This is a genomic window from Nonomuraea sp. NPDC005650 (assembly GCF_040605375.1).
Taxonomy (GTDB): Bacteria; Actinomycetota; Actinomycetes; order Streptosporangiales; family Streptosporangiaceae; genus Nonomuraea.
The window spans coordinates 163836-187932 of record NZ_JBEXCR010000022.1 but is presented as its reverse complement, the minus strand read 5'-3'; the positions used below and the strand labels follow the sequence as shown (position 1 = coordinate 187932).

Genomic DNA, 24097 nt, shown 5'->3' with positions numbered 1-24097 from the left:
TCGGTACCTCTCACTACGATCACCGCATGTTTGGCTTAGACGCGGTGGAGTCGATTCTCCTTGTCCTGCTGCTGGTGATCATCGGAATCGGGATCAGCAGGTGGATACGGCGGCGCAAGGTGGTGCGCATCTACGTTGGCCTGGACCACATCACTCCTGTCGGCGTTCAGGCCCGAGCCCACGACCTCATCGAGGCAGACAGGCTCCGCGACGCCGTAGAGCTGATCCGCAAGGAATCCCAGGTATCCCGGCAAACCGCGGTGGAAGTCGCAGAGGTTCTGCGCGCTGGTGGGGTCCTGCCGGGCTTCCCAGTGTTCGATGAGGGAGATCTGTCCACCAGGGTTCGCAAGCTGATCGAAGCCGGTAGCCGGAAAGAGGCCGTCTTCCTTGTGCGAAGCACCGAGGACATGAGCCAGTCAGAAGCCGAGGCGTTCATCGACTCCCTCTCGCGAGAGCCGAACACCTAACTCAGGGTGAGTTGTCGCCGTAGCTGTACTTTGCAGCTGTACAAGATCGAAAAGGCCACTTCCCGATCACGGGGAGTGGCCTTTGACCTGGGGTGGAGCCTAGGAGATTCGAACTCCTGACTTCCTGCTTGCAAAGCAGGCGCTCTGCCAACTGAGCTAAGGCCCCTTCGACGAAGATAGCTTACCGGGCGGACGAAGCTACCTGCGTCGTACCAAGGTCATCGCTCAGTACCAAACCAGGGAAGTCGGCGATCGAGTCAACGATGTGGGTAGCGCCGCCCTTCAGGAGGCGTTCCCGGCTGTGGACCCCGGTCATCACCCCCGCCACGATCGACGCGCCGGCGCGCCTGCCGCAGAGCATGTCGCTTTCCGAGTCGCCGATGACGGCCACCTGGCGTACGTCCTCCACGCCCACGCGCAGCACCGCGTGCAGGACCATGTCCGGCCAGGGGCGGCCGCGGCCGCCGGCGTCTTCGGGGGAGATGGCGAGGTCGATCTTGTCGTGCCAGCCGAGCACGCTCAGGATGCGACTCAGGGTGGTGCGGCTGAAACCGGTGATCAGGGCGAGCTTGATGCCGGTGCCGCGGAGTTTGTCGAGGACCTCCAGGACTCCGGGCATGGGTACGAGACCCGCCCGCTCCAGAGTGCCCTCGTAGGAGCGCTCGAACGTCAGGTTCGCCGCTTGCGCCTGGGCCTCGTTTCCGGGGAAGATCCCACGGAAGACATCGATCTTGGGGCAGCCCCGGGACCGGTGCACGTGAACCATGGCACGCGCGTACGCTCCGGTCCCGGGCACGATGCCCTGGGTCGCGATCGCCTCGGCGAAGGCGCGCTCGACCATGGCGATGTCACCGACTGTGGTGCCTGCCAGGTCCAGGCACACCAGCTTTATGGGGACGACGTCACTCATCGCCTCGCCGGTCGGTTAGTTCTCGCTGCCGGTCGCCTCGGTCCAGAGATCGAGCTCTGCGCGGTCGGCCTGCACCTTACGCCAGATCAGCAACCCCCCAAGGGCGATCAGCGCCAGAACGAGCAGCTTCTTCACGGTGTGACCCCACTTCTTCGACGGCCTCACCTGCCGGGGTGAGACCCAACGGTTGACATGCAGCCTAGCAAGGGATGGCTGCGCTCCCTGTGTTGCGCACGGAACCACATGCGCGGAATGTGCGGAGAACGAGTGGTCAGCCCCAGGTGAGGCGCGTTAACCCCATCGCCCACGACATCTCGGATTCCTCTCCGTGTCCATCCCCCTCCATTCTGGGGGCCCACTCGACCTGCCCCTCTCGGGGCAACAGCTCGATCATGCCAAATATCGCGCCCGGGCGCGCATGACTCCGAACTGGACATACCCCATGAGGGTATGTTACGTTCCTCGCCGCCCAGGGATATACCCCCTGGGGGTACTAAAAGAAGGAAGGGGTCACGTCATGACTGACGAAAGACGCTGGTGGGCGCTCCTCGTGCTCGCCGCGGCGCAGTTCATGGTGATCATGGATACCTCCATCATCGGCGTCGCGCTTCCCGACATGCAGCGCGACTTGGGCTTCTCCGACGGCGGGCTGCAGTGGGTGTTCAACGCCTACGTGGTCGCCTTCGGCGGGTTGTTGCTGCTAGGCGGGCGGCTGGCCGACCTGTTCGGGGCGCGCAGGGTGTTCGTCACGGGGTGGGTGGTCCTGATCGCCGGATCCGTGGTCGCCGCCGCGGCCACCACCGCCTGGGTCGAAGTGGCCGGACGTGCGGTGCAGGGCATCGGCGGGGCGCTGATCGCGCCCGCCGCCATGGCGCTGCTCATGATGCTCTTCGGCCACAACGCCCGCGAGCTCGGCAAGGCCATGGCACTGTACGGCGCCGCCGCCCCGGCGGGCGGCACCGCGGGCGTGTTCCTCGGCGGCGTGATCACCGAATATCTGAGCTGGCCCTGGGTGTTCATCATCTACGTGCCGATCGGCCTGGCCACGCTCGCGGCCACCGGGCTGCTGCCCGCCGTGCGCGGGAAGCGCGGATCCGTCGACCTCGTGGGCGCCGCGTCCGTCACCGCGGGCATCGCGCTCGTCGTGTACGCCATCGTCGCCGCGAACTGGCCGGCCGGTCTCGGGGGCGCGGCGCTGCTCGCCCTGTTCCTGGTCGTGCAGCGTACGGTCAAGGAGCCGCTCATGCCCCTGGCCATCTGGCGCACCCCCGGCCTGGCCACCTCCAACCTGGCCATGGCCCTGCTCGGCGCGGCCTGGATCCCCATGTGGTACTTCCTCAACCTCTACCTGCAGCAGGTCCTCGGGTACGGCGCGTTCGCCAGTGGCGCGGCGCTGCTCCCGATGACCGTGGCGATCATGATCTTCATGATCGGCATCACGGCCAGGTTGCTGGGCAGGTTCGGGGCCAAGCCGCTCATCGTGGCGGGGCTGACGGTGCTGGCGGCAGGCGTGGCCGGGCTCGGGTTCACCGGCGAGTTCGCCACGAACGTGCTCCCCGCGAGCCTGATCGCCGCGGTCGGGATGTCCCTGGCGTACATCCCGGCGATGATGTCGGCCATGTCGGGCGCCCGTCCGGAGGAGGCGGGGCTCGCCTCCGGCATCGTCAACACGACCTACCAGGTCGGCTCCGCGCTGGGCCTGGCCGTCATGACGGCGCTGGCCACCTCCCAGGAGCAGCTCGGCTTCCAGGCCGCCTTCACCGGCGCCGCGGTGGTGGCCGTCCTGGGCGCGGCGCTGACGGCCGCCCTCATGCGCAGGCCGGCCGTACGCGAGGGCGAGCCTGTCGGCTGAGACCTTCAAACCCAGCACACCAAAGGAGACGTCATGAGCACTGCCACGGTGAAGGAAGAGGTCAGCGGGGTCGCGGGGATCACCTCCGTGGAGGTGGACCTGGCCGGCGGCCTGCTGACGGTCAACAGCCAAGGCCCCGTCGGCCGGGCGGAGATCGCCGCCGCGGTCGAAGAGGCCGGATACGAGCTGGCGGGCCAGACATGAACGCCCACGTCCTGGGATCGGCCGTCGTTCCCGGCGGCGCCTCAGGCGAGGGGCAAGCGGCCGCCCCCGGCGCAGGTCGAGGGCACATCACACAGAACAGCGGAAATCTATACCCCTGGGGGGCTTCAAATGTCTGAGAACGGCTACACCCTGAACCCGCTGACCATCGTCGAAGCGGACGAGCCGGCCGACTTCCGGTTCACCGTGACCGGGCCCGACGGCCGGCCGGTGACCGACTACCAGGTCCAGCATGACAAGAAGCTGCACTTCATCGTGGTGTCGCGGGATCTGGCGAGTTTCCAGCACCTGCACCCGGTCCTGGGCGCGGAGGGGGTGTGGTCGGTGCCGCTGAGGTTGAAGGAGCCAGGCGCGTACCAGGTGTTCGCGGATTTCGCCCCGGTGGGCGGGAGCGGGTTGACGCTGGGGGCGGATGTGCTGGTGGCGGGCGAGTACGTGCCGCCGACGGCGGCGCAGGTCAGCCGCGCGGCGACGGTGGACGACTACACCGTCTACCTGCGGGGTGATCTGGTGCCGGGCCAGGCGAGCAAGCTGACGCTGAGCGTGAGCAAGGACGGCGAGCCGGTGACGGATCTGCAGCGGTATCTGGGAGCCTACGGGCATCTGGTGGCGTTGCGGGGCGGTGACCTGGCCTATCTGCACGTGCATCCGGAGGACAGTGTGACGGCGGGGCCGGAGATCACCTTCTACGCCCAGGCGCCCAGCGGCGGCGAGTACGGGCTGTTCCTGGACTTCCAGCACGGGGACCAGGTCCGTACGGCGGCGTTCACCGCCCGGGCAGAGGAGGCCGGAGTGGCCATTCCGAGCGACGGCCACGGGCACGTGCACTGAACCAAGTTCTCAAGCGTATTCGTGGCGGGCGGCAGCCGCCTCAAGTGAACGCCGCCCCCACCGGACGGCCGGCGCCATCGCGGCGCCGGCCGTCGCGAACACCGCGCCGAGCAGCAGCCACCCGAGCGTGCCGCCGCCGAGCACCAGCGTGGTGAGCGCGACGGGCCCGAGCATCCTGGCCACGGCCACGCCGGTGCCGAAGAAGCCCTGGTACTGGCCCTGCTTGTGGTCGGGGGCGAGCCCGAAGCTGATCTCCCAGGACCCGGAGGCCAGCAGCATCTCGCTGAGGACCTGCAGCCCGGCCGCCGCCAGCAGGAACGGCCACCCGTACGGGCTCAGGGCGAACACCGCGCAGGCCGCGAACATCACCAGACCCGCGTACCGCACCGACCGGGCGGCCGACCGCAGCCCCTTCACGCGCCGGGCCACCCGCACCTGGAAGAGCAGCACGGTGACGGTGTTGAGCAGCAGCAGGACCGAGACCATCCAGGTGGGCGCGCTCGTGCGGGAGGCGATCCAGAGCGGCACGACCAGGCTGAGCAGCGGCATGTAGAAGAGCATCACCGCGTTGATCAGCGTGATGAGCGCGTACGGCCGGTCTCTGAGCACGGCCAGCCGGGGGCCGGGCGCGGCCGGCGCGACCCGTACGGGAGGCAGCTTGAGCAGCAGTCCGGCGGCGACCAGGAAGCTCACCGCGTCGAGCGCGAACACCGCCAGATAAGCCGGTCGCGTGCCGAGGTGCAGGGCGAGGCCGCCCAGGGCCGCGCCGACGGCCAGGCCGCCGTTGAGCGTGGACTGCAGGACCGCCCGCACGACTGTGCGCTCGGCGGGCGCGATCAGCCCGGCGAGCAGGGCCTGGCGGGCGGCCGACAGGCCCGTCTGCGCCGTGCCGTACAGGCAGGCGACCACGACGAAGAGCGCGAACGACTGGACGAACAGGAACGAGGCGACCGCCGTGGCGGTCGTCAGCGCGAGCAGGACGGCGACGCCGCGCGGCCCGCGCCGGTCGGCCAGGTGGCCGAGCGGGACGCCGGCCACCGAGCCGACGGCCCAGCCGAGCGTGAGGCCGAGGCCGATCTCGGTGGCCGACAGTCCGACGATCCTGGCGAAGTAGAACGCCGAGGTGACGAGGTAGACGCCGTCGCCGATGGAGTTCGCGAGCTGGGCGTGAGCCAGGATGCGCCGGGGTGTCATGCCCTCATCTTGGACTCCGCATTGTCCCGATATAAGCTCCAATTTCCGGCAAAGTGATTGGGCCAAGTTGGACGTTCACATCAGTCTCCAGGGCCGGGGTGACCTGGCCGCGCAGGTCTACCGGCAGCTGCTCGACGCCATTCTCGACGGCCGGCTCAGGTCGGGCGAGCGGCTGCCCCCGACCAGGGAGCTGGCCCGCAGGCTGGAGATCTCCAGGAACACGGTCGCCGTGGCCTACGACCGCCTGGTCGCCGAAGGGTTCCTGGTGGGGCGGGCGGGAGCGGGCACGTTCGTGTCGGCGGAGCCGGTCCGCGGCCGGGCGGCCCCGGAGGGCGTGGTGCGGCCGAGGGCGTTCTGGCAGGGGATCGAGGCCCCGGAAGCCGTGCGGGCCGCCCGGTACGACTTCCGCGTCGGAATGCCGGACCCGCGCCTGTTCCCCATGGAGACCTGGCGCCGGCTGGTGGCCCGCGAGCTGCGGGTGAGCGCCGCCGCGTACAGCAGCCCATCCGGATATGAGCCGCTAAGAGCGGCTATTTCCCGTCATATAGGCATCAGCCGCTCGGTCCACGCCGGCCCCGGCGACGTGCTGATCACGAACGGCGCCCAGCAGGCGCTCGACCTCATCGGCCGCGTCCTGATCGAGCCGGGCGCCTGCGTGGCCGTCGAGGAGCCCGGCTACCCGCCCGCCCGCCTGCTGTTCCGCTCGCTCGGCGCCCGCGTGGTGGGAGTGCCGGTGGACGCGGAGGGCATCGACGTCCGGGCCATCCCCGGCGCCGCCCGCATCGTGTACGTCACCCCTTCGCACCAGTTCCCCCTGGGGACGCCCATGTCGCTGGCCCGCCGCGCCGCCCTGCTGGCCTGGGCCGAGCGCCGCCGGGCGGTGGTGATCGAGGACGACTACGACAGCGAGTTCCGCTTCGGCGAGCGCCCGCTCGAACCCCTCCAGAGCCTCGACCGCGCCGGCCGCGTCATCTACGTGGGCTCGTTCTCCAAGACCCTGCTCCCCATGCTCAGGCTCGGCTTCCTCGTCGCCCCGGCCTCGCTGGCCCCGGCGCTGCGCGCGGCCAGGCAGCTCTCCGACTGGCACAGCGACGTCCCCACGCAGGCCGCCCTGGCCCGCTTCATCGACGAGGGGCTGCTGGCCAGGCACATCAGGAAGGCGACCCGCGAGTACGCCGCCAGACACGCCATGATCGCCGAAACGCTGGCGGGCGACGAGCGGCTGCGGCTGGTCCCGTCCACCGCGGGCCTGCACCTGTGTGCCCGGCTCGCCCCGGATATAGAGGTACGTGCCGCACCGGATCTCGCGGTGGAGTCGCTGGAGGCGTACTGCGGTGAGAGCCCGCCCCAGCCCGGCGTGGTCCTCGGCTACGGCGGCATCACCAGGGACGACATCCCCGAAGGGCTCAGGCGCCTACGGGTGGCGGCGGCTCCAGAACCGGCGGGCCCGCTCACCTGACAGCTCAGGCTCGTCGGGCGGCGCCGGCTGCTGCACGATCACGACCGTGGTCCGCGCGTGGCGGGCGCAGTACATGCTGGTCGAGGGCAGGAAGATGCGGCTGAGCAGCCCGCGCCGGCTCCGCCCCAGCACCAGCAGGTCGCCCTCGCGGGCCAGGTCGACGAGATGGTAGCCGGGGTCGCCGACCCGGCCGACCACCGCCGTTCTTATGTCGTCGGGCACCCCGCCCGCGACGTCTTCGAACACGCTGGCGATCACCTCGCCGCAGCGCGCCTCCTCGCCGGCTCGGAGCGCGTGCTGGACGGGCAGAGCCTCGGGGAATGGGTGGACGGGCGCGCGGCTGACGTGCACGGCGACCAGGGCCATCCGGTGCAGCCTGGCCGCACCGATGGCCCAGGCAAGCGCCCAGCGCGAGGCCGGGGACTCGTCCACCCCCACGATCAGCCTCGCACCGCCGGGCAGTTCCTGTTCCACGGTGCCTCCTGTTAAGAAGTACGACCATAGTGCGCCCGCCGGTCTGTTACCGGGAGGTGGCACTTTCCGAACTATGGAGTCCCCCGCGAACCCCGGCGTAGCATGCGGGGGTGGAACGAGGGTGGGTGCGACCCCGTCCCGCCCTCGACCGGCGGCTGGACGGAGCGCTTACATACAGGCTCACCTCGCTCGTCGCAACTACAGGCTACGGGAAGTCGACTGCGCTGGCCGGGTGGAGCCAGGCCGTCGGCGCGGTGTTGCACCGGCTCGGGCCCGCTGACCGCGATCTTCCCACGTTGGCGGGAGCGGTCGCCGTAGCCCTGTCGGAGCGGGTGCCGGGGCTGCCCGCCGATCTGGTGACCGCCGCGGACGCCCCGCTCGGTCCCGACGCCGACGAGGTGTCCAGGGCCGCGGCGCTGGCGGGCGCGCTGGCGGAGGCGCTGTCCGGGCGGCTGCGGCGCGGTCTCGCGCTGGTGTTCGACGGCATCGACGCCATCGCGGGCGCCCCGGGCTCCGTGCGTTACGTGGAGACGCTGGTCCGCGCCGCCCCCAGGCACCTGCACCTCGTCACCGCGTCGCGGGCGCCGCTGCCGTTCCCGACCGCCCGGTTGCGCCAGGACCACGAGGTGCTCGACCTGGACGCGACCGATCTCGCGCTCACCCCCGACGAGACGGCCGCCTGGGCGCGCGACCGGCTGGGGGAGGCGGGCGCGGCCGTCGCCGCCACGCTCCACGACGCCTGCGGCGGCTGGCCCGCCGCCGTGCAGGCCGCGCTCGACACGCTGGCCCGCGAGGACCCGTCCGGCTGGCCGCGCACGGCCGCCGGGCTGGCCGCGAACTCGGCCACGCTCGAACGCCTCACGCTGGCCGCGTTCAGGGACCTGCCGCCCGCGATGCGCGAGCTGCTGCGTGCCGCCACCGTGCTGCCCGTGCTGACCGCCGGGCTGGCCGCCACGCTGGGCGCGCCGCCCGACACGCTCGACTCGCTCACCAGCCGCGGCCTCTTCCTGGAGGGCGACCAGAACGGTCATCGCCTGACCCTGACCAGCCGCCACGTGCTGGCCAAGCACGCGCCGCTCGACCGGCACGAGGCCCACGACGCGGCGGCGGTCGCGTCCCGCTGGTACGTGGAGCACGACCAGCCCGAGCTGGCCCTGCGCGCCGCCGTCGCGACCGAGCACCCGGGCCTGGCGGCCACGCTCCTCGACTCGTACGGCCTGCGCCTGGCCGAGCGCGGGGATGTGGTCGCGGCGCTGGAGCTGCTGCCCGAGGCCGCCAGGCACGCGCCGACCATGGTCAAGCTGGCCGGCGTCGCCGAGCAGAACCGCGGCCAGTGGACCCGCGCCCACGACCTGCTCGCCCAGGCCGCCGAGGGCCCCGCGTTCGACGCGTTCGTGGCCAGGCGGCTCGGCCTCATCGACCACCTGCGCGGCGACCTCGACGCGGCCCTGACCATGTACGCCAGGGGACACGAGTACGGCCTGCCGCCCGCCGACGCCGCCATGTGCGCCGCGTCCACGGCGTCGGTGCTCTGGCTGAAGGGCGACAGGGCGGGCTGCGCCGAACTCGCCGACAAGGCGCTCGAACAGGCCAGCGTCCTGGGCGACCCGAGCGCGCTGGCCATGGCCAACACGGTCCTGGCCATGCTCGCCGCGCTCGACGGCGACCGCCGCGCCAACGACGCCCACTACCTGCGCGCCCTGGAGTACGCCGAACGCGCGGGCGACATCGTCCAGCTCATCCGCATTCACGCCAACCGGGCCTCCCGCCACCTGGACGAGGGCGCCTACGCCGAGGCGCTGGCCGAGACCGAGATTGGGGGCAGGCTGTCCGACCTGGTGTCGTTCGCCCCCTATGCCGCCCTGAACGTCGCCAACCGTGCCAAGGCCCTGATCGGTCTCGGCCGCCTGGAGGAGGCGGCCACCGAGGCCGCCGACGCGGTGGCCAGGTGGGAGGCGATGGGTTCCAGGCTGGTCGGCACGGGGCTGAACCGGCTCGCCGAGATCCACGTGCTGCGCGGCGACCGCAGGGCGGCGGCGGCGATCTACCGGCGGATCATCGCGGACTCGGCGCCGTCGGGCGAGGTGCAGTCGCTGTCCAACGCGCTCAACGGCCTCGCCGAGCTGCTGGCCGGCGACGATCCCGCCGAGGCCGCGCGCGTCGCCGAGCAGGCGCTCCGGCACACGGAGGGCATCGCGGGGGTGACCGCCAGGGTCGTGGCCGCCCGCGTGGCACTGGAGGGCGGCCGGCACGACGACGCCAGGGCGATGCTCGACGAGACCGAACCCCTCGCGGTGAGCCGCCGCGACCACGCCGCGCAGGCCGCCATCGCCGAGCTGCGGGCCGAGCTGGAGGGCGATCCGCCACTGGCCGACGAGGCCGTGCGCAGGTGGACGACGCTCGGCGACCCGGTGGGGCAGGCCAGGGCCGAGCTGGTCAGGGCGGCCCTGGCCGACCCGGCGACCGGCGGCGAGCTGGCGGCCGTCGTGCGCGAGCGCATGCACGCGATCGGCTGCCGGGCGCTCGACGACCGGATCGACGCGCTGATCGCCCGCGCCGCTCCCGCGCCGGGCGCGAGGGTGATCGTCGAGACCATGGGAACGTTCCGGGTGCTGCGGGGCGGCGTGCCGGTCCCGCGTACGGCCTGGCAGTCGCGCAAGGCGCGCGACCTGCTGAAGATCCTGGCCAGCCGCAGGGGGAGCGGGATCGGCAGGGAGCGGCTGGTCGAAATCCTCTGGCCGGAGCAGGAGGGCGAGGCGGTCGGGCTGCGCCGGCTGAACGTCATGGTGTCCACGCTGCGCGCGGTGCTGGACCCGGCGCACGAAAGGCCGGCGGACGAGATCGTGGTCTCGGACGAGGGCACGTTACGGCTGGACCTGTCCAATGTGGACGTCGATGTCGAGAAATTTCTGGATCTGGTGGCTGAGGCCGTACGGCTGGATCAGGCAGGACGTACGGCCGAGGCGCTGGAGCGGTGGACGGCGGCCGAGAGCGCGTACGGCGGGGAGTTCTGCGAGGAGGACCCGTACGCGGACTGGGCCGTGGGGCTGCGCGAGCAGGCCCGCCTGGCCTACACGCAGGCGGCGGCCAGGATCGCCGCGGCACGCGCGGGCGAGCGGCGCTACGACGAGTCCGCCCGCTACTGGCTGCGCCTGCTGGAGCGCGACCGCTATGACGAGCGCGCCCACCTGGGCCTGGTGCGGGTGCTCGACCTGGCGGGCCGCCGCGGCGACGCCCGCAGGCGCTACCACCTCTACGCAGAACGCATGCGCGAGCTGGAGGTCGAGCCCGCCCCCTATCCCACCTGAACCAGACCTGAACCGCCCGGCGAGATGGTTTCGGAATGAGAACGGTCATCGTCCGGCTGGTCGAGCCCGAGCAATCCGGCGGCCAGCTCCGCGGCCTGCTCGAAGAGGTGGGAGGCGAGGCGGTGCCGTTCAGCGGCACGGAAGCGCTCCTCGACCTCCTGCGTTCCGCTGCCGGACTGGCGAGGGAGCGCCGTCGCCTGGACTGAGGAGCGGCGGGAGCGTAGCGACCAGAGCGACGAGGGAAGGCGGCGGCTCCGGAGCGACCGAGCCCGCCTCTGCGGAGCGGAGGCCATGAACACAGACCTGGCCTGAACCTCGCGCGAACCTCCGTGACGACGATGGGTGTCGAGAGGAGGCGCGATGAGCGAGCAGGGGAGCGGTTGGCCGTTCGTCGGGCGAGGGGGGCCACTCACGGCCGTGCGGGCGGCGCTGCGGTCGGGAGCGGGCATGATGATCGCCGGTGAGGCAGGGGTCGGGAAGAGCAGGCTGGCGACGGAGGCGCTGGCCGGGTTATCGGAGTACGCGGTGGTGCGCGCGCTCGGCACGGAGACCGCGTCGATGATCCCGTTCGGCGCGTTCGCGCACGTGCTGACGGGGCCGCCGGAGGGTGGTGAGAACCTGCTGCACTGGGCGGCTCGCCACCTGCGCGACCGCGCGCCGCGGGGCGAGCTGCTGGTGAGCGTGGACGACGCGCACCGGCTGGACCCGGCCTCGGCGGCGCTGGTGCACTACCTGGCGGACAGCGGCGTGGCGCGCGTCCTGGTGACGGTGCGGTCCGGGGAGCCGCAACCGGCTCCGGTGGCCGCGCTGTGGAAGGACGAGCTGCTCGGCAGGATCGAGCTGCCGCCGCTGACGAGGGCCGAGGTCGGGCAGGTGCTCGCGGGCGCGCTCGGCGGCGAGGTGGCCGCGGAGACCGTACGGCACCTCGCGGGGGTCAGCGAGGGGAACGTGCTCTACCTGCGCGAGGTCGTGCAGGCGGGGCACAACGCGGGCTGCCTGACCGAGCGGGACGGGCAGTGGCGCTGGCGGGGCGAGCTGTCCATGACGACCAGGCTGCGCGAGCTGGTGGGTGACCGGATCGGCCACCTCGACGAGGACGAGCGCGAGGTGCTGGAGCTGGTGGCGTTCGGCGAGCCGCTGGGCACGGAGCTGCTGGTGTCGCTGACCTCGGCGCGGGCGGTCGAGCGGGTCGAGGACCGCGGTCTGGTCGTGGCAGTCAGCGAGGGCCGGCGCGAGCAACTGCGGCTCGGCCACCCCCTCTACGGCGAGGTCGTCCGCGGCGGCTGCGGCACGCTGCGGACGCGGCGGCGGCTGCGGATGCTGGCCGACGCGCTGGAGACCAGCGGGCTGCGGCGGCGCGAGGACGAGCTGCGCGCGGCCGTGTGGCGGCTGGACTCCGGCTCGGTCGCGGCACCCGAGATGCTGGTGTCGGCCGCCCGGCTGGCCTGGGGCAGGCAGGATCCCCACCTGGCCGAACGCCTGGCCAGGGCCGCGATCGACGCGGGTGGGGGCGTGGCCGCGGTCGCGCTGCTCGGCGAGGTGCTCATGGTGCTGGGCGACGCGGACGCGGCGCTGACGGCGCTGCGGCGGGCGGCGCGCGACGCGGTCACCGAGGCCGACCGCGCCCAGCACGCCTTCAGCCTGGGGATCAACCTGGCGTGGGCGGGCGCGGACGCCGAGGCGTGCGAGGTGCTCGACCTGGCCGCCGCGACGCTGACCGAGCCGGCCTGGCTGCAGGAGGCGCACGTCTACCGCGCCGTGACGGACTGCTTCGCCGGGCGGCTGACCGGGGCGGCGCGCTCGCTGGCGCGCTCGCGTTCGTACGGTCCGATGTCGCCGCGCGCCGACGCGCACGCGGCGTCCATGGAGGCGTGGGCCGCGGCGTACTCGGGTCGTACCGGGGAGAGCCTCGCCATCGCCGCGCGCACGCTGGAGAGCGTGGAGAGCTGGCGGGACGAGGCGCCGCACGCGCTGCCGAGCTTCCTGGACGCGCTCTGCGCCGCCCAGACGTTCGCGGGGCTGCTGGAGGAGGCTGACCGTTCGGCGGAGCAGGGGATGGAGCTGCCGGCCGCCGAGCTGTCGGTGTCGGGGTTCGCGGCCTACCGGGCGATGGTCGGCCGGTTGCGCGGGGACGTCACGGGGGCGCTGCGCTGGTGCCGGGACGACCTGGCCAGGATGCCCGGGCGGGAGCCCTACCTGGGGCGGGTGCTGGCCGAGCAGGCGCACGCGCTGGCGCTGCTGGGCCGTACGGCGCAGGCTCGGGAGGTGCTGGCGGAGGCCGCCGCGACGGCCTCCAGGTGGGCCTTCACCCGGCAGCACGTGCTGCAGGCCGAGGTGTGGGTGGCCGCGTCCGGCGGCGAGCTCGACGAGGCGGTACGGCTGTGCCTCGCGGCGGCGGACCACGCGGAGCGGCACGAGCTGCACGCCGGCCTGATGTTCGCGCTGCACGACCTGGTCCGGCTCGGCGCCCCAAGCCGGTTCGCCCGGCTGGCCGGCCGGGTGGACGGTCCCCTGGCCGGGCTCCTGGCCAGGCACGCCCGCGCGATCGGCGACCCGGTCGAGCTCCGGGCGGTGGCCGGGGAGTTCGAACGGCTCGGGATGCTCCTGTACGCGGCCGAGGCGACGGCCCAGGAGGCGGCGGCGTACCGGGACACGGGCCGCGGCACGCTGGCCAGGGGCGCGCAGACCAGGGCATGGGCACTGGCCAGGCTCTGCCCGGGCGTGTCGACCCCGGCGCTGGTGGAGCTGGCCACGCCCGAGCTGACGCCGCGCCAGCGGGAGATCCTCCAGCTCGCGGCCGCCGGGCTGACGAACCGGCAGATCGCCGACCGGCTGACGCTGTCCACGCGGACGGCCGCCAACCACCTCCAGGCGGCCTACGACAAGCTCGGCGTGAACGACCGCACGCAGGTGGCCAGCCTGCTGGCGGCGCTTTAGATCAGACCGCACGCAGGTGGCCAGCCTGCTGGCGGCACTTTAGATCAGCTCAGATCAGCCTCAGCAGGCCGTCGTAAAGGATCTGCCGCTCGTCCTCGGTCAGGACCTGGTACGGCCGCGCGGCCCGCAGGTTGGTCGCCGCCTCGATCCGCGCGCGGACGGGCCCGTCCCGCAGGCCGACGATCTCGGCCGCGGACAGGCCCTCCGCCTGCCAGGCCCAGGCGTGGGCGTCGGCCCGGTGGTAGCGGAGGACGGCCAGCCGGTTGAACAGGAGCAGCCCCGGCCCGCTCCCCTCCGGCTCGTAGGGCGGCGCGACCAGTTCGAGCGCGCCGCCCGGCAGCCGCTCGGCCCCGTCGAGCACCCTGCCGGCCAGGTGGGCCAGCCGGGGCAGGTCCTGCCCTGCCCCGATCCGCTCGGCGGCGGCGCCGTGCGCCTCGTACAGCTTCCGGATGAACTCCAGCCCCGGGCCCGTCGCCCGCAGCACTCCGTCGCCGTCCTCGGCCAGGGTGCCTGAGCGCAGCTGCTCCTGGATCCCGGCTTCTCGTCCGGCCGCGTCGTGGTAGCGGTAGATCGTGCTCAGGCCGGCCCGGGTCACCGGGCGCAGAGGGAGCACGAACCTCAGGTCGACCAGCAGTCCCGGGCTCTCAGCCAGTTCGGAGACCGCTCCGCGGGCGGAGGCGTGCACGTTGACGTGGGCCGCGTTGATGACGGGCGCGATCGCCGCCGCATAGTCTGATATTTCCGAAATTTCCGGCATCGGCCGCCATTATGCCCGCGTTCGTCGTGTTGCAGAATGATCGTGTGACGGAGGCTGCTGGCCGTCGCGGCGGAGGCGGGTGCGCTGGGGAGCCATCGCCCTTGAAGCGGTCCTGGGCGGCGGATTCCTGATCGTCAAAGCGGTCGACGGCGACCTCGACTGGATCTCGCTGCTCGCGCCGGGCGTGGTCTTCCCGCTGTCGGTGGCCGTCCTGCTGCTCACCCCGTCGGCGGCCCGCTGGTTCGACCGCTGACCTGGGTGCCGTGCGTACCGGCGATCAGCCGGGTGTGGTCGCTGATCGCCGGTGCACAACACCACGATCCGGGTCTTAGCCCTTGCTCCAGATCGCCGCGATGGTGCTGCCCTCGGTGTCCAGGACCTCGGGCCGGTAGCCCAGCGCCTTCAGCTCGGTGGCCTTGAGCGTGTAGGTCAGCTTGGACAGGTTCAGGTACTCCTTGAGGCCGGTCGCGCTGCCCTTGCTCCACACGGTGGTGTAGAGCTTGCCGGGCTCGACGGCCATGAGGACGGGGCGCAGCCCGGCCTTGGTCTTGGCGAGGAGCTCCTGGCCGCGCTGCGTGACCGTCTGGCCGGTGGTCACCTGCACGGCGCCGGTCGCGGCCCCGGCGACCCAGACGGCCGCGTAGAGGGGCTTCTCGACCGTGCCGTACACGTCCAGCGAGGCGACGCTGAAGCCGGAGGCGGCGAGCTTGGCGTTGGTGGACGCGAAGACGTCCTTGGTCATGCCGAGCTTGGACTGGACCTTCTCGGTCGTCTTCTCGAAGACCGCCGCGAAGATGGCGCTGGGGCCCGTGCCCGTTCCGGTGATCATGGACGGCACGAAGCCGCTCTTCGCCTGCTCGGCAATACGCGTCGGCAGGTCGGTCGCCGACAGGCCCTGCAGGACGCTCACCTTGCGGGTGGTGTCCTTGATCCAGACGGACGTGTACTGCGGGTTGGCCGCGTTGGTCACGCTCAACGCCTCGGGGACGTAACCGGTCCCGAGCAGCTCCTTGACCTTCTTGAGCTGCTCGGTCGGGTTGAGGCTGTCGAGGGAGAGCCAGTCCAGCAGGGGCAAGCTCTGGACGCTCTTGGTGGTCTCGGTGGACTGCTGGGCGCTCGCGGGGGTCGCCATGGCCAGCAGGGGAGCGACTGTCGCCGCCACAGCCGCAGTGATGGCGACGGTCCTCGGGGTCCTCATGATCCTCCTCGGGTAAAGGGTGTCCGTTTCTGGACAGTGAGTGACCATAACAAAGGATGAGCGGGAGTTCACCAGGTGTGACCACATATGCCGCAAACTGCGTCAGAAAGCTGGAGGCCCAGGTGTCAGGACGACTGTCAAAACCATGGATCGCTCTCCAGCAAGGAGCGTTCCAGGGCGGTCCGGTACGGTTCCAGGCGTGAATTCGGGCATCTTCGGGCAAGCCGCAGGCCTGTTCGCCGTCACCAACATCGACGACATCGTCATCCTGGCGCTCTTCTTCGCCCAGGGGGCGGGGCCCCTGCGGATCGTCCTCGGGCAGTACCTCGGGTTCGCCGGGATCCTCGTGGTCGCCGTCGCGGCCGCCTTCGGGGCCACGTTCCTGCCCGCGTCCGCCGTCCCGTATCTCGGCCTGCTGCCGCTCGCCCTGGGCCTCAAGGCGGCCTGGCAGGTGTGGCGCGACCGCGCCGACGGCGGCGGCGACGACCCGCCCGCGCGGGGCGGCGGGCCGAAGGCTCTGGAGGTCGCCGCGGTCACTTTCGCGAACGGCGGCGACAACATCGGGGTCTACGTCCCCGTCTTCGCCACGTCCGGCACGTCGGGCATGGCCGTGTACGTGGTGGTCTTCCTGGTGCTGGTCGCCGTCTGGTGCCTGGCCGGGAGGTTCTTCGCCACCCGCCCGCTCATCGCCGCGGCGCTCAGCCGGTGGGGGCATGTCCTGCTGCCCCTCGTCCTGATCGGGCTCGGCGTGGTCATCCTCGTGGAGGGCGGCGCCTTCGGCCTCTGACCAGCGTCACCTACTCGACGGTCCTCAGGATCTGCTCGATCGACGCGGTACGGGCGCGCAGCTCGGCGAGGTCGGCGGCGATCCGCTGCTGGGCGTCCATCGTGTTCTCGGCGAGCTGCTCGAACCGGCGCACGAGCTGCCGTAAGTCGTCCGCCTGGTGGACGTCGAGCTTGGTCTTGCGCATCTCGAACATCCCCACGGCGAAAAGGGCGATCAAGAAGCCGACCACGAGGATGACCCCGAGGGAGAAGATCACCGCGGGCCAGGAATCGATCATCAGGAGAGCTCCTTGGGTCCTGGACCCTTCCCCGGGTCCGGCCTGGTGAGTGTCTTGGCCGCCTCGGCCAGCGCCGACGCGGTCAGGTGCAGGCTGAAGTCCGCGACTTCGTAGTACTTCATGGCCTTGCCGTCGTCGGACAGCTCCAGGGTGCCGACGATCAGCCCGGCCGCTTCGAGCCGTTGCAGGTGCATGTGGAGGAGTGGACGGCTCACCCCGATCTCGCGGGCCAGGTGGCTCACGTAGTCGCGCCCTTCGGCCAGCACCGCCATGATGCGCAGCCGCAGCGGGTTGGCCAGCGCCGCGAAGATCTCGACCAGGTCGTCACCTGTCGGCCCGGTCGCTGTCATGGCTTCCCGTCACGTGTAATGATTTCCTTACACGTGAGCCTAGCATTCAGGTGGCGGTCCGGGAAAGCTCCGGGCTGGGGGTTCCCTGGCGCTCCTGCCGCGCCGGCGACCGGGCTCCGAGTGCCAGCCCCAGGGCCAGGCAGACCAGCGGGATCGCCGGGATCACGTACCGCACGTCGTAGGCGGCCAGGAACGGCGGCGAGACGACCAGCGCCAGCGCCGTGACGCCGGGCAGCAGCGCGTCCCACCGCCGCCGCACCAGCGCCGTCGCCAGCGCCCCGACCAGAGCCAGCATGAGCAGCGGGAACGGCACGTACCCCCACCGCTGGTAGGCCCGCAGCCACCCCGCGAACGGCTCCACGACCCGGGTGGCAGCCGGTCCGGCCTCGTACGACTCGGCGATGCCCCGTACCGACTCGCCCAGCGGCCGCTCTGCGACGGGGAACTTGTACGGCGTCTTCTCGTCCACGGCCGTGCGCTCCCAGCGCAGCAGCTGCGTGAGGTCGGTCGCGACCGCGGCGGCGTACTCGCCGGGCTGCGCCAGGATGGCCGCCCTGGCGAACTCCCCGGCGAGCTGGTTGCGATTGCCCGTCCCCGGCACCTTGAGCAGGGGGGAGAAGCTCTCCCACAACCAGTACGGCGGGTACGGGCGCTGCTCCACCGGCATGTTCGGGCAGAGCACGGCCAGCCGCTCCGGCGGCTTGATCACCGAGCAGTCGGCGAAGCTCATGGTCCTGGACCACAGGAAGTTCCCGTCCGCCTCGGTCAGCGCGAACTTCCCCTTCTCCACCTTCGCCCAGGCGCCGTACGCGCCCAGCGGGATCGCGCCCGCCACCAGCAGCGCCACGAGCGGACGCCAGCCGTACCGCCTGATCAGCAGGTACGCGGCCGTGAGGATCAGCAGCGGCAGGCCGACCGTCCTGGTGATCCCGGCCAGGCCGAGCAGCAGGCCGCCGACGGCGGCCGTGGCGGGGGTGACGCGCCAGACCACGAGCAGGATCGCGACCGTGACCAGCGCGACGAAGACCGCGTCCGCCATGATCATGTGCTCGAGCAGTACCAGGAACTCGTCGTACAGCAGCGGGGTGACCAGCAGGGCGGCGCCCCAGCCCGGCAGGCCGCGCCGTCTCAGCAGCGCGTACACCGCCACGGCCAGCCCCAGCATCAGCAGGTGCTGCAGGACCGTCACCAGCGTGAGGCTGTGCGCGGGGCGCAGCAGCGCCAGCAGCAGCGAGTATCCGGAGGGCCGGGCGGTGCCGGGGGCCAGCTCCTCGCGCAGGAAGGCGAACGAGTCGCCGTAGAAGAGGATCGAGGGCGGGTATCCGAGCACGGCGAGCGCCCGCAGCGCGATCGCGGGCAGCAGGGCGATGACCAGGGCGCGATGTGCCAAGGTAGATCCGCTTCCTCGTATGTCCGGGCCCCCACAATAGTGGGTGAACCGGACATCGGCCCGGGCCGAGAGGTCAGTTCTGCTCGGGCAGCGGATCGACGAGGATCGCCGGGTCGAGGTTGCGCAGGATGCCGGGGCGGTCGGTCAGGATCGGCCACTGGGTGGCCCGCGCGCATAAGATCACGTGGCCCGCGGTGATGTCGCCCGACCCGTCGAGAATCTCGGCGATGTCGGGCACCTTTCCCACGGTGAGGTCGTCGACCTGTACGGCGGAGCTGTTGATCAGATCGAAGAGTTCGACTTTCGTGGCGAGCGGGACGATCGAATAGACGAGCGTGAGGGCGGTCGCGGGAATGCACAGCCCGCCACCGCGATAAAGGCACACCGCCGCGATGCTCCGAGAATGATTTGTTTTCGCGACCGCTATGTCGACGAGCGCTCCCACGTCGAGAACGCGCCCAGGAAGCATGGTCAGTCCTCTTGATTCCGATGCAGGCCGAGCCTGAGCATCACGTCGTCAGAAATCCGGTCCACCTGAAGGGCGTCGGCCGCTCTGTCGAGGTCGTCGCACTGCAGGTTCCAGCGCTGGATCAAGATGGTCGCGTGCGTCATGTTGCCCACTTCGCGCTCCACCGCGGCGCGAATCACATCGGAAATCATACGGCCATCTGCCCGCGCTTTTTGATGAACCGCATCAAGTGTCGCCTTGTCTAAATTTACGATGATTGATGCTGTTTCCCCCGATTGTGTGGTGGCTTCGGGGGAAAGGCGGGGCATCGACATCGGCCAGGACGGTGGAGCGGGGGTGTCAGGTGTCTTGTCGTTGTCCGCGGAATTCCGCCGTGATGGAATGGGGATCGCCATACGCTCGACGGTAGTCCCATAACGTCGCCGCCGATAGTCACCCATCGAGATCGGGTGGTCACAAGGGCCTCCGAAGGAGTCACATGCACCGCGTCACGGCGAAAGACGGCACGTCCATCGCATACGAACGCCTGGGCGTCGGCCCCGCGATCGTCCTGGTCGGCGGCGCCGCCGTCGACCGCTCGGCGAACGCGCAGCTCGCCCACGAGCTGGCGGAGCGGTTCACCGTCTACAACTACGACCGGCGCGGCCGGGGCGACAGCGGCGACACCCTCCCGTACGAGGTCTCACGCGAGGTCGAGGACATCGCCGCGCTCATCGACGCGGCGGGCGGGGCGGCGCACCTGTACGGGGCCTCGTCGGGCGGCGCGCTCGCGCTCGAAGCCGCCGCCGCGGGGCTCCCGATCGCGCGGCTGGCGGTGTACGAGGTGCCGTACGACCTGGCGCCCGGCGGGCCGCGGCGCGCGCGCGAGTACGCGGACCGGCTCCACGCGCTGCTGGCCGGGGGCCGCCGCGGTGACGCGTTCGCGCTGTTCATGGTGTCGGCGGGGGCCACGGAGGAGATGGTGGGGCAGGCCCGCAACTCGCCGATGTGGCCGGGGCTCGAGGCCCTCGCCCCCACGCTCGCGTACGACGCCGAATGCCTCGGCGACGGCCGCCCGCCCGCCGACCGGCTGCCCGGCATCGCCTGCCCCACGCTGGTGGCCACGGGCGGGGCCGGCGCGGACTCGTTCGTGGGCGGGGGCGGCGACTTCTTCGCCCGGGCCGCGGACGCGATCGTGGAGCTCGTCCCGGGTGCCGTGCGCGAGACCATCGAGGGCCAGACGCACATGGTCGACCCGAAGGCGCTGGCCCCGGTGCTCACCCGCTTCCTCGGACAGTAGACCCAGCACTACTGCCTGGCCCGCCGACCAGCGGATACCGTCGGAAAGTGCTCGACCGGACCGCGCTGGAGGCGCTCACTCGGCGGCCGCTGCCGTTCCTGGGCTCCGCCTGGCCCTGGCGGTGCGCGGCGTACCTGCTGGCCAGCGCCGTCCCCGGCGCGGCCGTCGGGGCCGCGGTGTTCGCCACGGTCCCGCTCGGAGTGGTCGCGGCCCCGGTCGTGCTGGCGCTGTGCCTGCCGCTCGTCGCCTGGTTCGAGCGGCGCAGGCTGCGGCTGGTGGACGGCGTGCCGCTGCCCGAGGCGCCGGACCGGCGCAGGCGGGAGGCCGGGCTGGCCGTCATCACGGTGCTCGGGCTGTGGTGGATCGACCTGATCATGCTGGGGTTCACGGTGGGCGGGCCGGTGGTCCTGATGCTCTCGCCGGTCGTCCAGCCCGAGGCGGAGCCCGGGGTCGCCGCCGTGGGCTCGGTGGCGGGCGTGCTGCTGCTGCCCGTCGCCGCGTACACGATCACCGCCTGGGGCGGGGCCCGGGGCGCGATGGTACGCGCGATGCTCGCCCCGCAGGGCTCCGAGCTGAACGAGGTGCTGCGGTCACGGGCGCGATTGGTGGACGCGTTCGAGATGGAGCGCCGCAGGATCGAGCGCGACCTGCACGACGGCGCGCAGCAGCGGCTGGTCTCCCTGTCGATGGCGCTCGGCCTGGCCAGGCTCGACCTGCCGGACGACTCGCCGGCCGGCCGGATGGTCGGGCAGGCCCACGAGGAGGCCAGGCGGGCGCTCGCCGAGCTGCGCGAGCTGATCAGGGGAGTGCACTCGCAGGTGCTCACCGACCGCGGGCTGGGCGCGGCGGCACGCGACGTGGCCGGACGCTCTCCTGTGCCTGTGGACGTTGACGTGGAGCTGCCCGGCCGGTTGCCCGCGCCCGTGGAGGTGACCGCCTACTACGTGGTCAGCGAGGCCCTCGCGAACCTGGCCAAGCACAGCCGGGCCACCCGTGGCGCCGTCACCGGGCGGGTCGAGGGCGGCACGCTGGTCGTGGAGGTGCGCGACGACGGCGTGGGCGGGGCCGACCCCGCCAGGGGCACGGGGCTGACCGGGCTGGCCGACCGGCTGGCCGTGGTGGACGGGAGACTGTCCCTGTCCAGCCCGATCGGCGGCCCGACCCTGATCAGAGTGGAGATACCGTGCGCGTAGTGATCGCGGAGGACGCCGTCCTGCTGCGGGAGGGCCTGGTCGGGCTGCTCGAACGCTTCGGCCACACCGTGGCCGCCGCGGTCGGCGACGCGCCCGCCCTGCTCGCCGCCGTCGCCGAGCACCGCCCCGACGCCGTGGTGACCGACGTGCGGATGCCGCCGGGCTTCGCCGACGAGGGGCTGCGGGCGGCCCTGGAGCTGCGCGAACGGCGTCCGGACCTGGCCGTCCTGGTGCTCAGCCAGTACGTCGAGCAGACCTACGCCGCCGAGCTGCTGGAGTCGGGCGCCGGCGCCGGGATCGGCTACCTGCTGAAGGACCGCATCGGCGACGTACGCGAGTTCGTCGACGCGCTCGACCGGGTGGCCGCAGGGGGCACGGTCGTGGACCCGGAGGTGGTCCGCCAGCTCCTGAGGCGGCGGCGTGACCCGCTGGCCCGCCTCACCCCGCGCGAGCAGGAGGTGCTCGGCCTGATCGCCGAGGGACGGACGAACGCGTCGATCGCCAAGGAGCTGTTCGTCACCGAGGCGGCCGTGGCCAAGCACATCGCGAACATCTTCGCCAAGCTCGACCTGCCGCCCGCGGCGGACGGGCACCGGAGAGTGCTGGCGGTGCTCGAATACCTCAAATGACGCAACCTGAAAGTAGGGTTCGTTGACATGAGCGAGCACTGGCAGGAGGTCGGCGACCGGGTCTATGTCCGGCGTCACAAGTCGTTCGACATGAACGTGGGTCTGGTCGTGGGCGACGGGCACTGCCTGATCCTCGACACGCGCAGTTCGCACAGGGAGGCCGGTGAGCTGGTCGAGGCGGTCAGGAGCATCACCGGCAGCCCGTGGACGGTCGTCAACAGCCACTCCCACTTCGACCACTACTTCGGCAACGCGATCTTCGGCCCCGCCGAGATCTGGGGCCACGTCAGGTGCGCCGAGGAGATCGAGCAGTACGGCGAGCGGGCCCGCGCCGGAATGATCAAGAGCCAGCCCGAGCGGCGTGCGGAGTACGAGGAGGTCGCCATCGTGCCGCCGGACCACACGTTCACGGTCGAGGCCAGCCTCGACATCGGCGGACGCATCGTGCACCTGCGGCATTTCGGGCTCGGGCACAGCAGCAACGACGTGGTGGTGCACGTGCCGGACGCGGGCGTCGTGTTCGCGGGTGACCTGGTGGAGGAGGGGGCACCTCCGGCGTTCAGTGACTCGTACCCGCTCGACTGGCCGGTCACCATGGCGGCGATTCTGGACGAGCTGCCCGAGCAGGTGGTCGTGCCGGGGCACGGCGCGGTCGTGGACCGGGCGTTCGCGCAGGCGCAGCAGGCCGAGCTGACCCTCGTGGCCGAGCTGGCCAGGCGGGCCCACGTGGAGGGCCTGCGTGACCTGATCAAGCACTTCCCCTATCCGGAGGAAGTGGCCAGGCAGGCGATCGAGAGGGCCTTCCTGCAGCTGGACGTCTGAGCTATATTGCAAAGTGCAATATTGAGGGAGGCATCATGGCGCAACGCCACAGCTTGGTCGGCCTGACCGTGCTGGCCCTGCTCACGGTGCGCCCGAGCCACCCGTACGAGCTGCACCGGTTCATCATCGACACGCACAAGGACTACATCACCGGCCTGCCGCGCAGCCTCTACCACGCGGTGGAGCGGCTGGCCAAGGACGAGCTGATCGTCCCGGCGAAGACCGACCGCGAGGGCCGCAGGCCGGAGCGCACGGTCTACGAGATCACCGACGAGGGCCGCAAGGAGCTGGTCACCCGGCTGCGGCAGCTCCTGGAGAAGCCCGACCCCGACCGCCGCGCCTTCGTCGCGGCCATCTCGCTCATCGGCTGCCTGCCGCCGGCCGAGGCCCAGCGGGCGCTGCGCGGGCGCGCGGCCACGATCCAGGGCGTCCTCGCCGGCATGGAGGCCCACCTGCGAGCCATGGCCGATAGCGGCCTGCCCGCGATCCTCATGCTGGAGGTGGAGTGCGAGCAGGCGCTCTACACCGCCGAGCTCGGCTGGATCACGGGGCTGCTCGACCGCCTCGACAGGGGAGAGCTCGACTGGGAGACCAAGGTCGAGATGTGAGAAGGCCGCCGAGGTGCGCCAACACCCCGGCGGCCGGAAATCCGAACAAGGCGCCTGCCCTGCCCGAACTCGCATTCACAGGATAGGCGCCGCGACACAGGGAGCAGTGCCATGTCCGCAGAGATCATTCGGCTGCTCGTGCGAACCGCGGAGACCTGGAACGCCGGGGACGCCGAGGGTTACGCCGGGCTCTTCACCGACGACGTCGCGCTGGCGATCGTGGGCGGCGGCTCGTCCGTGAACGGCGCGGCCGACCCGAGCCGCCGGTCCGTCATCACGCTGACCGCGCTGCGCACCCCCGAGGGCTGGCGCTTCGCCTCCTTCCAGAACACGCGGGTGAGCGCGCCGTGAGCCGGCAGCTGCTCACCGAGGTCGCCGGCGTGATCGACGCCCCGGTCGAGCGGGTGTGGCCGGAGGTCGTGCGGGCCGTTCCGCGGACGGAGCTGGGCGAGCACGTCCTCGCCTACCAGGGCGGGTGGTGGTACCGCGGCGAGTGGTCGGTCACCCCCGTCCCCGAGGGAACGCGCCTGGTCCACCGCGTCTACAACGTGGGCGGCAACTACTGGGTCGTCGCCCTGGCCAACCGGCTGTTCATCGGGTTCCGCAGGCGCACGCGCGAGTCGTTCGCCGAGGGCCTGGCGCAGCTGGGAAACCGGTTGGGGTGCGCCACCAGGCTCGCCTAGG

Annotated in this window: 28 protein-coding genes and 1 tRNA gene; 17 read left to right on the top strand and 12 right to left on the bottom strand. The window is 71.7% G+C overall.

Annotated elements, in window-relative coordinates; translation table 11 throughout:
- The first annotated feature begins 26 nt into the window (after positions 1-26).
- Positions 27-467 (top strand): hypothetical protein, encoded by a 441-nt coding sequence (locus ABZS69_RS35185; protein ID WP_355379704.1) that lies wholly within the window; start codon positions 27-29, stop codon positions 465-467.
- A gap of 93 nt (positions 468-560) precedes the next feature.
- Here the strand turns inward: ABZS69_RS35185 and ABZS69_RS35180 are convergent.
- The 3 genes from ABZS69_RS35180 to ABZS69_RS35170 all read right to left on the bottom strand — a co-directional run bounded on the left by ABZS69_RS35180 (position 561) and on the right by ABZS69_RS35170 (position 1512).
- A tRNA-Ala gene (locus ABZS69_RS35180) sits at positions 561-633 on the bottom strand.
- A 15-nt stretch (positions 634-648) separates the two neighbouring features.
- Positions 649-1377: an HAD-IA family hydrolase gene (locus tag ABZS69_RS35175; RefSeq protein ID WP_355379703.1), complete on the bottom strand. Its 729-nt coding sequence runs from the start codon at positions 1375-1377 to the stop codon at positions 649-651.
- A gap of 15 nt (positions 1378-1392) precedes the next feature.
- Positions 1393-1512 carry a DLW-39 family protein gene (locus tag ABZS69_RS35170; protein WP_020542320.1) on the bottom strand — a complete coding sequence of 40 codons (120 nt, stop codon included), beginning with the start codon at positions 1510-1512 and terminating at the stop codon, positions 1393-1395.
- Between the two features lie 382 nt (positions 1513-1894).
- Here ABZS69_RS35170 and ABZS69_RS35165 point away from each other — a divergent pair, with 382 nt between their 5' ends.
- From ABZS69_RS35165 to ABZS69_RS35155, 3 genes are all read left to right on the top strand, one after another.
- On the top strand, positions 1895-3229 hold the full coding sequence (locus tag ABZS69_RS35165) for an MFS transporter (RefSeq protein ID WP_355379702.1): 1335 nt from the start codon (positions 1895-1897) through the stop codon (positions 3227-3229).
- Between the two features lie 33 nt (positions 3230-3262).
- On the top strand, positions 3263-3433 hold the full coding sequence (locus ABZS69_RS35160) for a cation transporter (protein ID WP_355379701.1): 171 nt from the start codon (positions 3263-3265) through the stop codon (positions 3431-3433).
- Positions 3434-3562: 129 nt separating this feature from the next.
- A complete protein-coding gene (locus tag ABZS69_RS35155) occupies positions 3563-4282 on the top strand; it encodes a hypothetical protein (protein WP_355379700.1) in 720 nt (239 codons plus the stop codon).
- A gap of 9 nt (positions 4283-4291) precedes the next feature.
- On the opposite strand, the gene ABZS69_RS35150 is transcribed toward ABZS69_RS35155, so the two are convergent.
- Entirely contained in the window at positions 4292-5476 is a 1185-nt protein-coding gene (locus ABZS69_RS35150) for an MFS transporter (protein ID WP_355379699.1), read from the bottom strand.
- Between the two features lie 67 nt (positions 5477-5543).
- On the opposite strand from ABZS69_RS35150, the gene ABZS69_RS35145 reads away from it, so the two are divergent.
- A complete protein-coding gene (locus ABZS69_RS35145; protein WP_355379698.1) occupies positions 5544-6935 on the top strand; it encodes a PLP-dependent aminotransferase family protein in 1392 nt (463 codons plus the stop codon).
- Here the strand turns inward: ABZS69_RS35145 and ABZS69_RS35140 are convergent.
- Positions 6891-7409, bottom strand: a complete 519-nt coding sequence (locus ABZS69_RS35140) for a universal stress protein (protein WP_355379697.1) — start codon at positions 7407-7409, stop codon at positions 6891-6893. The two genes, ABZS69_RS35145 and ABZS69_RS35140, sit on opposite strands and share 45 nt — an antisense overlap.
- A 125-nt stretch (positions 7410-7534) precedes the next feature.
- On the opposite strand from ABZS69_RS35140, the gene ABZS69_RS35135 reads away from it, so the two are divergent.
- The 3 genes from ABZS69_RS35135 to ABZS69_RS35125 all read left to right on the top strand — a co-directional run bounded on the left by ABZS69_RS35135 (position 7535) and on the right by ABZS69_RS35125 (position 13654).
- A complete protein-coding gene (locus ABZS69_RS35135) occupies positions 7535-10717 on the top strand; it encodes a BTAD domain-containing putative transcriptional regulator (RefSeq protein ID WP_355379696.1) in 3183 nt (1060 codons plus the stop codon).
- A gap of 35 nt (positions 10718-10752) precedes the next feature.
- Positions 10753-10923: a hypothetical protein gene (locus tag ABZS69_RS35130; RefSeq protein WP_355379695.1), complete on the top strand. Its 171-nt coding sequence runs from the start codon at positions 10753-10755 to the stop codon at positions 10921-10923.
- 154 nt (positions 10924-11077) lie between these two features.
- On the top strand, positions 11078-13654 hold the full coding sequence (locus ABZS69_RS35125; RefSeq protein WP_355379694.1) for a LuxR C-terminal-related transcriptional regulator: 2577 nt from the start codon (positions 11078-11080) through the stop codon (positions 13652-13654).
- A 49-nt stretch (positions 13655-13703) separates the two neighbouring features.
- On the opposite strand, the gene ABZS69_RS35120 is transcribed toward ABZS69_RS35125, so the two are convergent.
- A complete protein-coding gene (locus tag ABZS69_RS35120; RefSeq protein WP_355379692.1) occupies positions 13704-14411 on the bottom strand; it encodes a hypothetical protein in 708 nt (235 codons plus the stop codon).
- Positions 14412-14490: 79 nt separating this feature from the next.
- Between ABZS69_RS35120 and ABZS69_RS35115 the strand changes: the two genes are divergently transcribed.
- Entirely contained in the window at positions 14491-14664 is a 174-nt protein-coding gene (locus tag ABZS69_RS35115) for a hypothetical protein (protein ID WP_355379691.1), read from the top strand.
- 75 nt (positions 14665-14739) lie between these two features.
- Here the strand turns inward: ABZS69_RS35115 and ABZS69_RS35110 are convergent, their stop codons facing one another.
- Positions 14740-15609, bottom strand: coding sequence for a hypothetical protein (locus tag ABZS69_RS35110; protein ID WP_355379690.1), 870 nt, complete (start codon positions 15607-15609; stop codon positions 14740-14742).
- Positions 15610-15808: 199 nt separating this feature from the next.
- Here ABZS69_RS35110 and ABZS69_RS35105 point away from each other — a divergent pair, with 199 nt between their 5' ends.
- On the top strand, positions 15809-16396 hold the full coding sequence (locus tag ABZS69_RS35105; protein ID WP_355379689.1) for a cadmium resistance transporter: 588 nt from the start codon (positions 15809-15811) through the stop codon (positions 16394-16396).
- Between the two features lie 10 nt (positions 16397-16406).
- Here the strand turns inward: ABZS69_RS35105 and ABZS69_RS35100 are convergent, their stop codons facing one another.
- The 5 genes from ABZS69_RS35100 to ABZS69_RS35080 form a co-directional block, all read right to left on the bottom strand.
- Positions 16407-16673: a hypothetical protein gene (locus tag ABZS69_RS35100; protein WP_355379688.1), complete on the bottom strand. Its 267-nt coding sequence runs from the start codon at positions 16671-16673 to the stop codon at positions 16407-16409.
- Positions 16673-17023, bottom strand: a complete 351-nt coding sequence (locus ABZS69_RS35095) for a winged helix-turn-helix domain-containing protein (RefSeq protein ID WP_355379687.1) — start codon at positions 17021-17023, stop codon at positions 16673-16675. The genes ABZS69_RS35100 and ABZS69_RS35095 overlap by 1 nt, the downstream gene beginning before the upstream one ends.
- A gap of 46 nt (positions 17024-17069) precedes the next feature.
- Positions 17070-18413 (bottom strand): hypothetical protein, encoded by a 1344-nt coding sequence (locus ABZS69_RS35090; protein WP_355379686.1) that lies wholly within the window; start codon positions 18411-18413, stop codon positions 17070-17072.
- A 73-nt stretch (positions 18414-18486) separates the two neighbouring features.
- A complete protein-coding gene (locus ABZS69_RS35085; protein WP_355379685.1) occupies positions 18487-18858 on the bottom strand; it encodes a hypothetical protein in 372 nt (123 codons plus the stop codon).
- A 26-nt stretch (positions 18859-18884) separates the two neighbouring features.
- Positions 18885-19277, bottom strand: coding sequence for a hypothetical protein (locus ABZS69_RS35080; protein WP_355379684.1), 393 nt, complete (start codon positions 19275-19277; stop codon positions 18885-18887).
- A gap of 83 nt (positions 19278-19360) precedes the next feature.
- Here ABZS69_RS35080 and ABZS69_RS35075 point away from each other — a divergent pair, with 83 nt between their 5' ends.
- The 7 genes from ABZS69_RS35075 (at position 19361) to ABZS69_RS35045 (ending at position 24096) form a co-directional block, all read left to right on the top strand.
- Positions 19361-20161 (top strand): alpha/beta hydrolase, encoded by an 801-nt coding sequence (locus tag ABZS69_RS35075; protein ID WP_355379683.1) that lies wholly within the window; start codon positions 19361-19363, stop codon positions 20159-20161.
- Between the two features lie 47 nt (positions 20162-20208).
- Complete coding sequence (locus ABZS69_RS35070; RefSeq protein ID WP_355379682.1) at positions 20209-21354, top strand: histidine kinase; 1146 nt, start codon at positions 20209-20211, stop codon at positions 21352-21354.
- Positions 21345-21983: a response regulator transcription factor gene (locus tag ABZS69_RS35065; protein ID WP_355379681.1), complete on the top strand. Its 639-nt coding sequence runs from the start codon at positions 21345-21347 to the stop codon at positions 21981-21983. The genes ABZS69_RS35070 and ABZS69_RS35065 overlap by 10 nt, the downstream gene beginning before the upstream one ends.
- 27 nt (positions 21984-22010) lie before the next feature.
- Complete coding sequence (locus ABZS69_RS35060) at positions 22011-22805, top strand: MBL fold metallo-hydrolase (protein WP_355379680.1); 795 nt, start codon at positions 22011-22013, stop codon at positions 22803-22805.
- Positions 22806-22840: 35 nt separating this feature from the next.
- Positions 22841-23413, top strand: coding sequence for a PadR family transcriptional regulator (locus ABZS69_RS35055; RefSeq protein ID WP_355379679.1), 573 nt, complete (start codon positions 22841-22843; stop codon positions 23411-23413).
- A gap of 111 nt (positions 23414-23524) precedes the next feature.
- The gene (locus ABZS69_RS35050; protein ID WP_355379678.1) at positions 23525-23764 is read left to right on the top strand and encodes a hypothetical protein; all 240 of its coding nucleotides are present in this window, start codon (positions 23525-23527) and stop codon (positions 23762-23764) included.
- Positions 23761-24096 (top strand): hypothetical protein, encoded by a 336-nt coding sequence (locus ABZS69_RS35045; RefSeq protein ID WP_355379677.1) that lies wholly within the window; start codon positions 23761-23763, stop codon positions 24094-24096. Before ABZS69_RS35050 ends, ABZS69_RS35045 begins: the two co-directional genes overlap by 4 nt.
- Position 24097 lies beyond the last annotated feature (1 nt).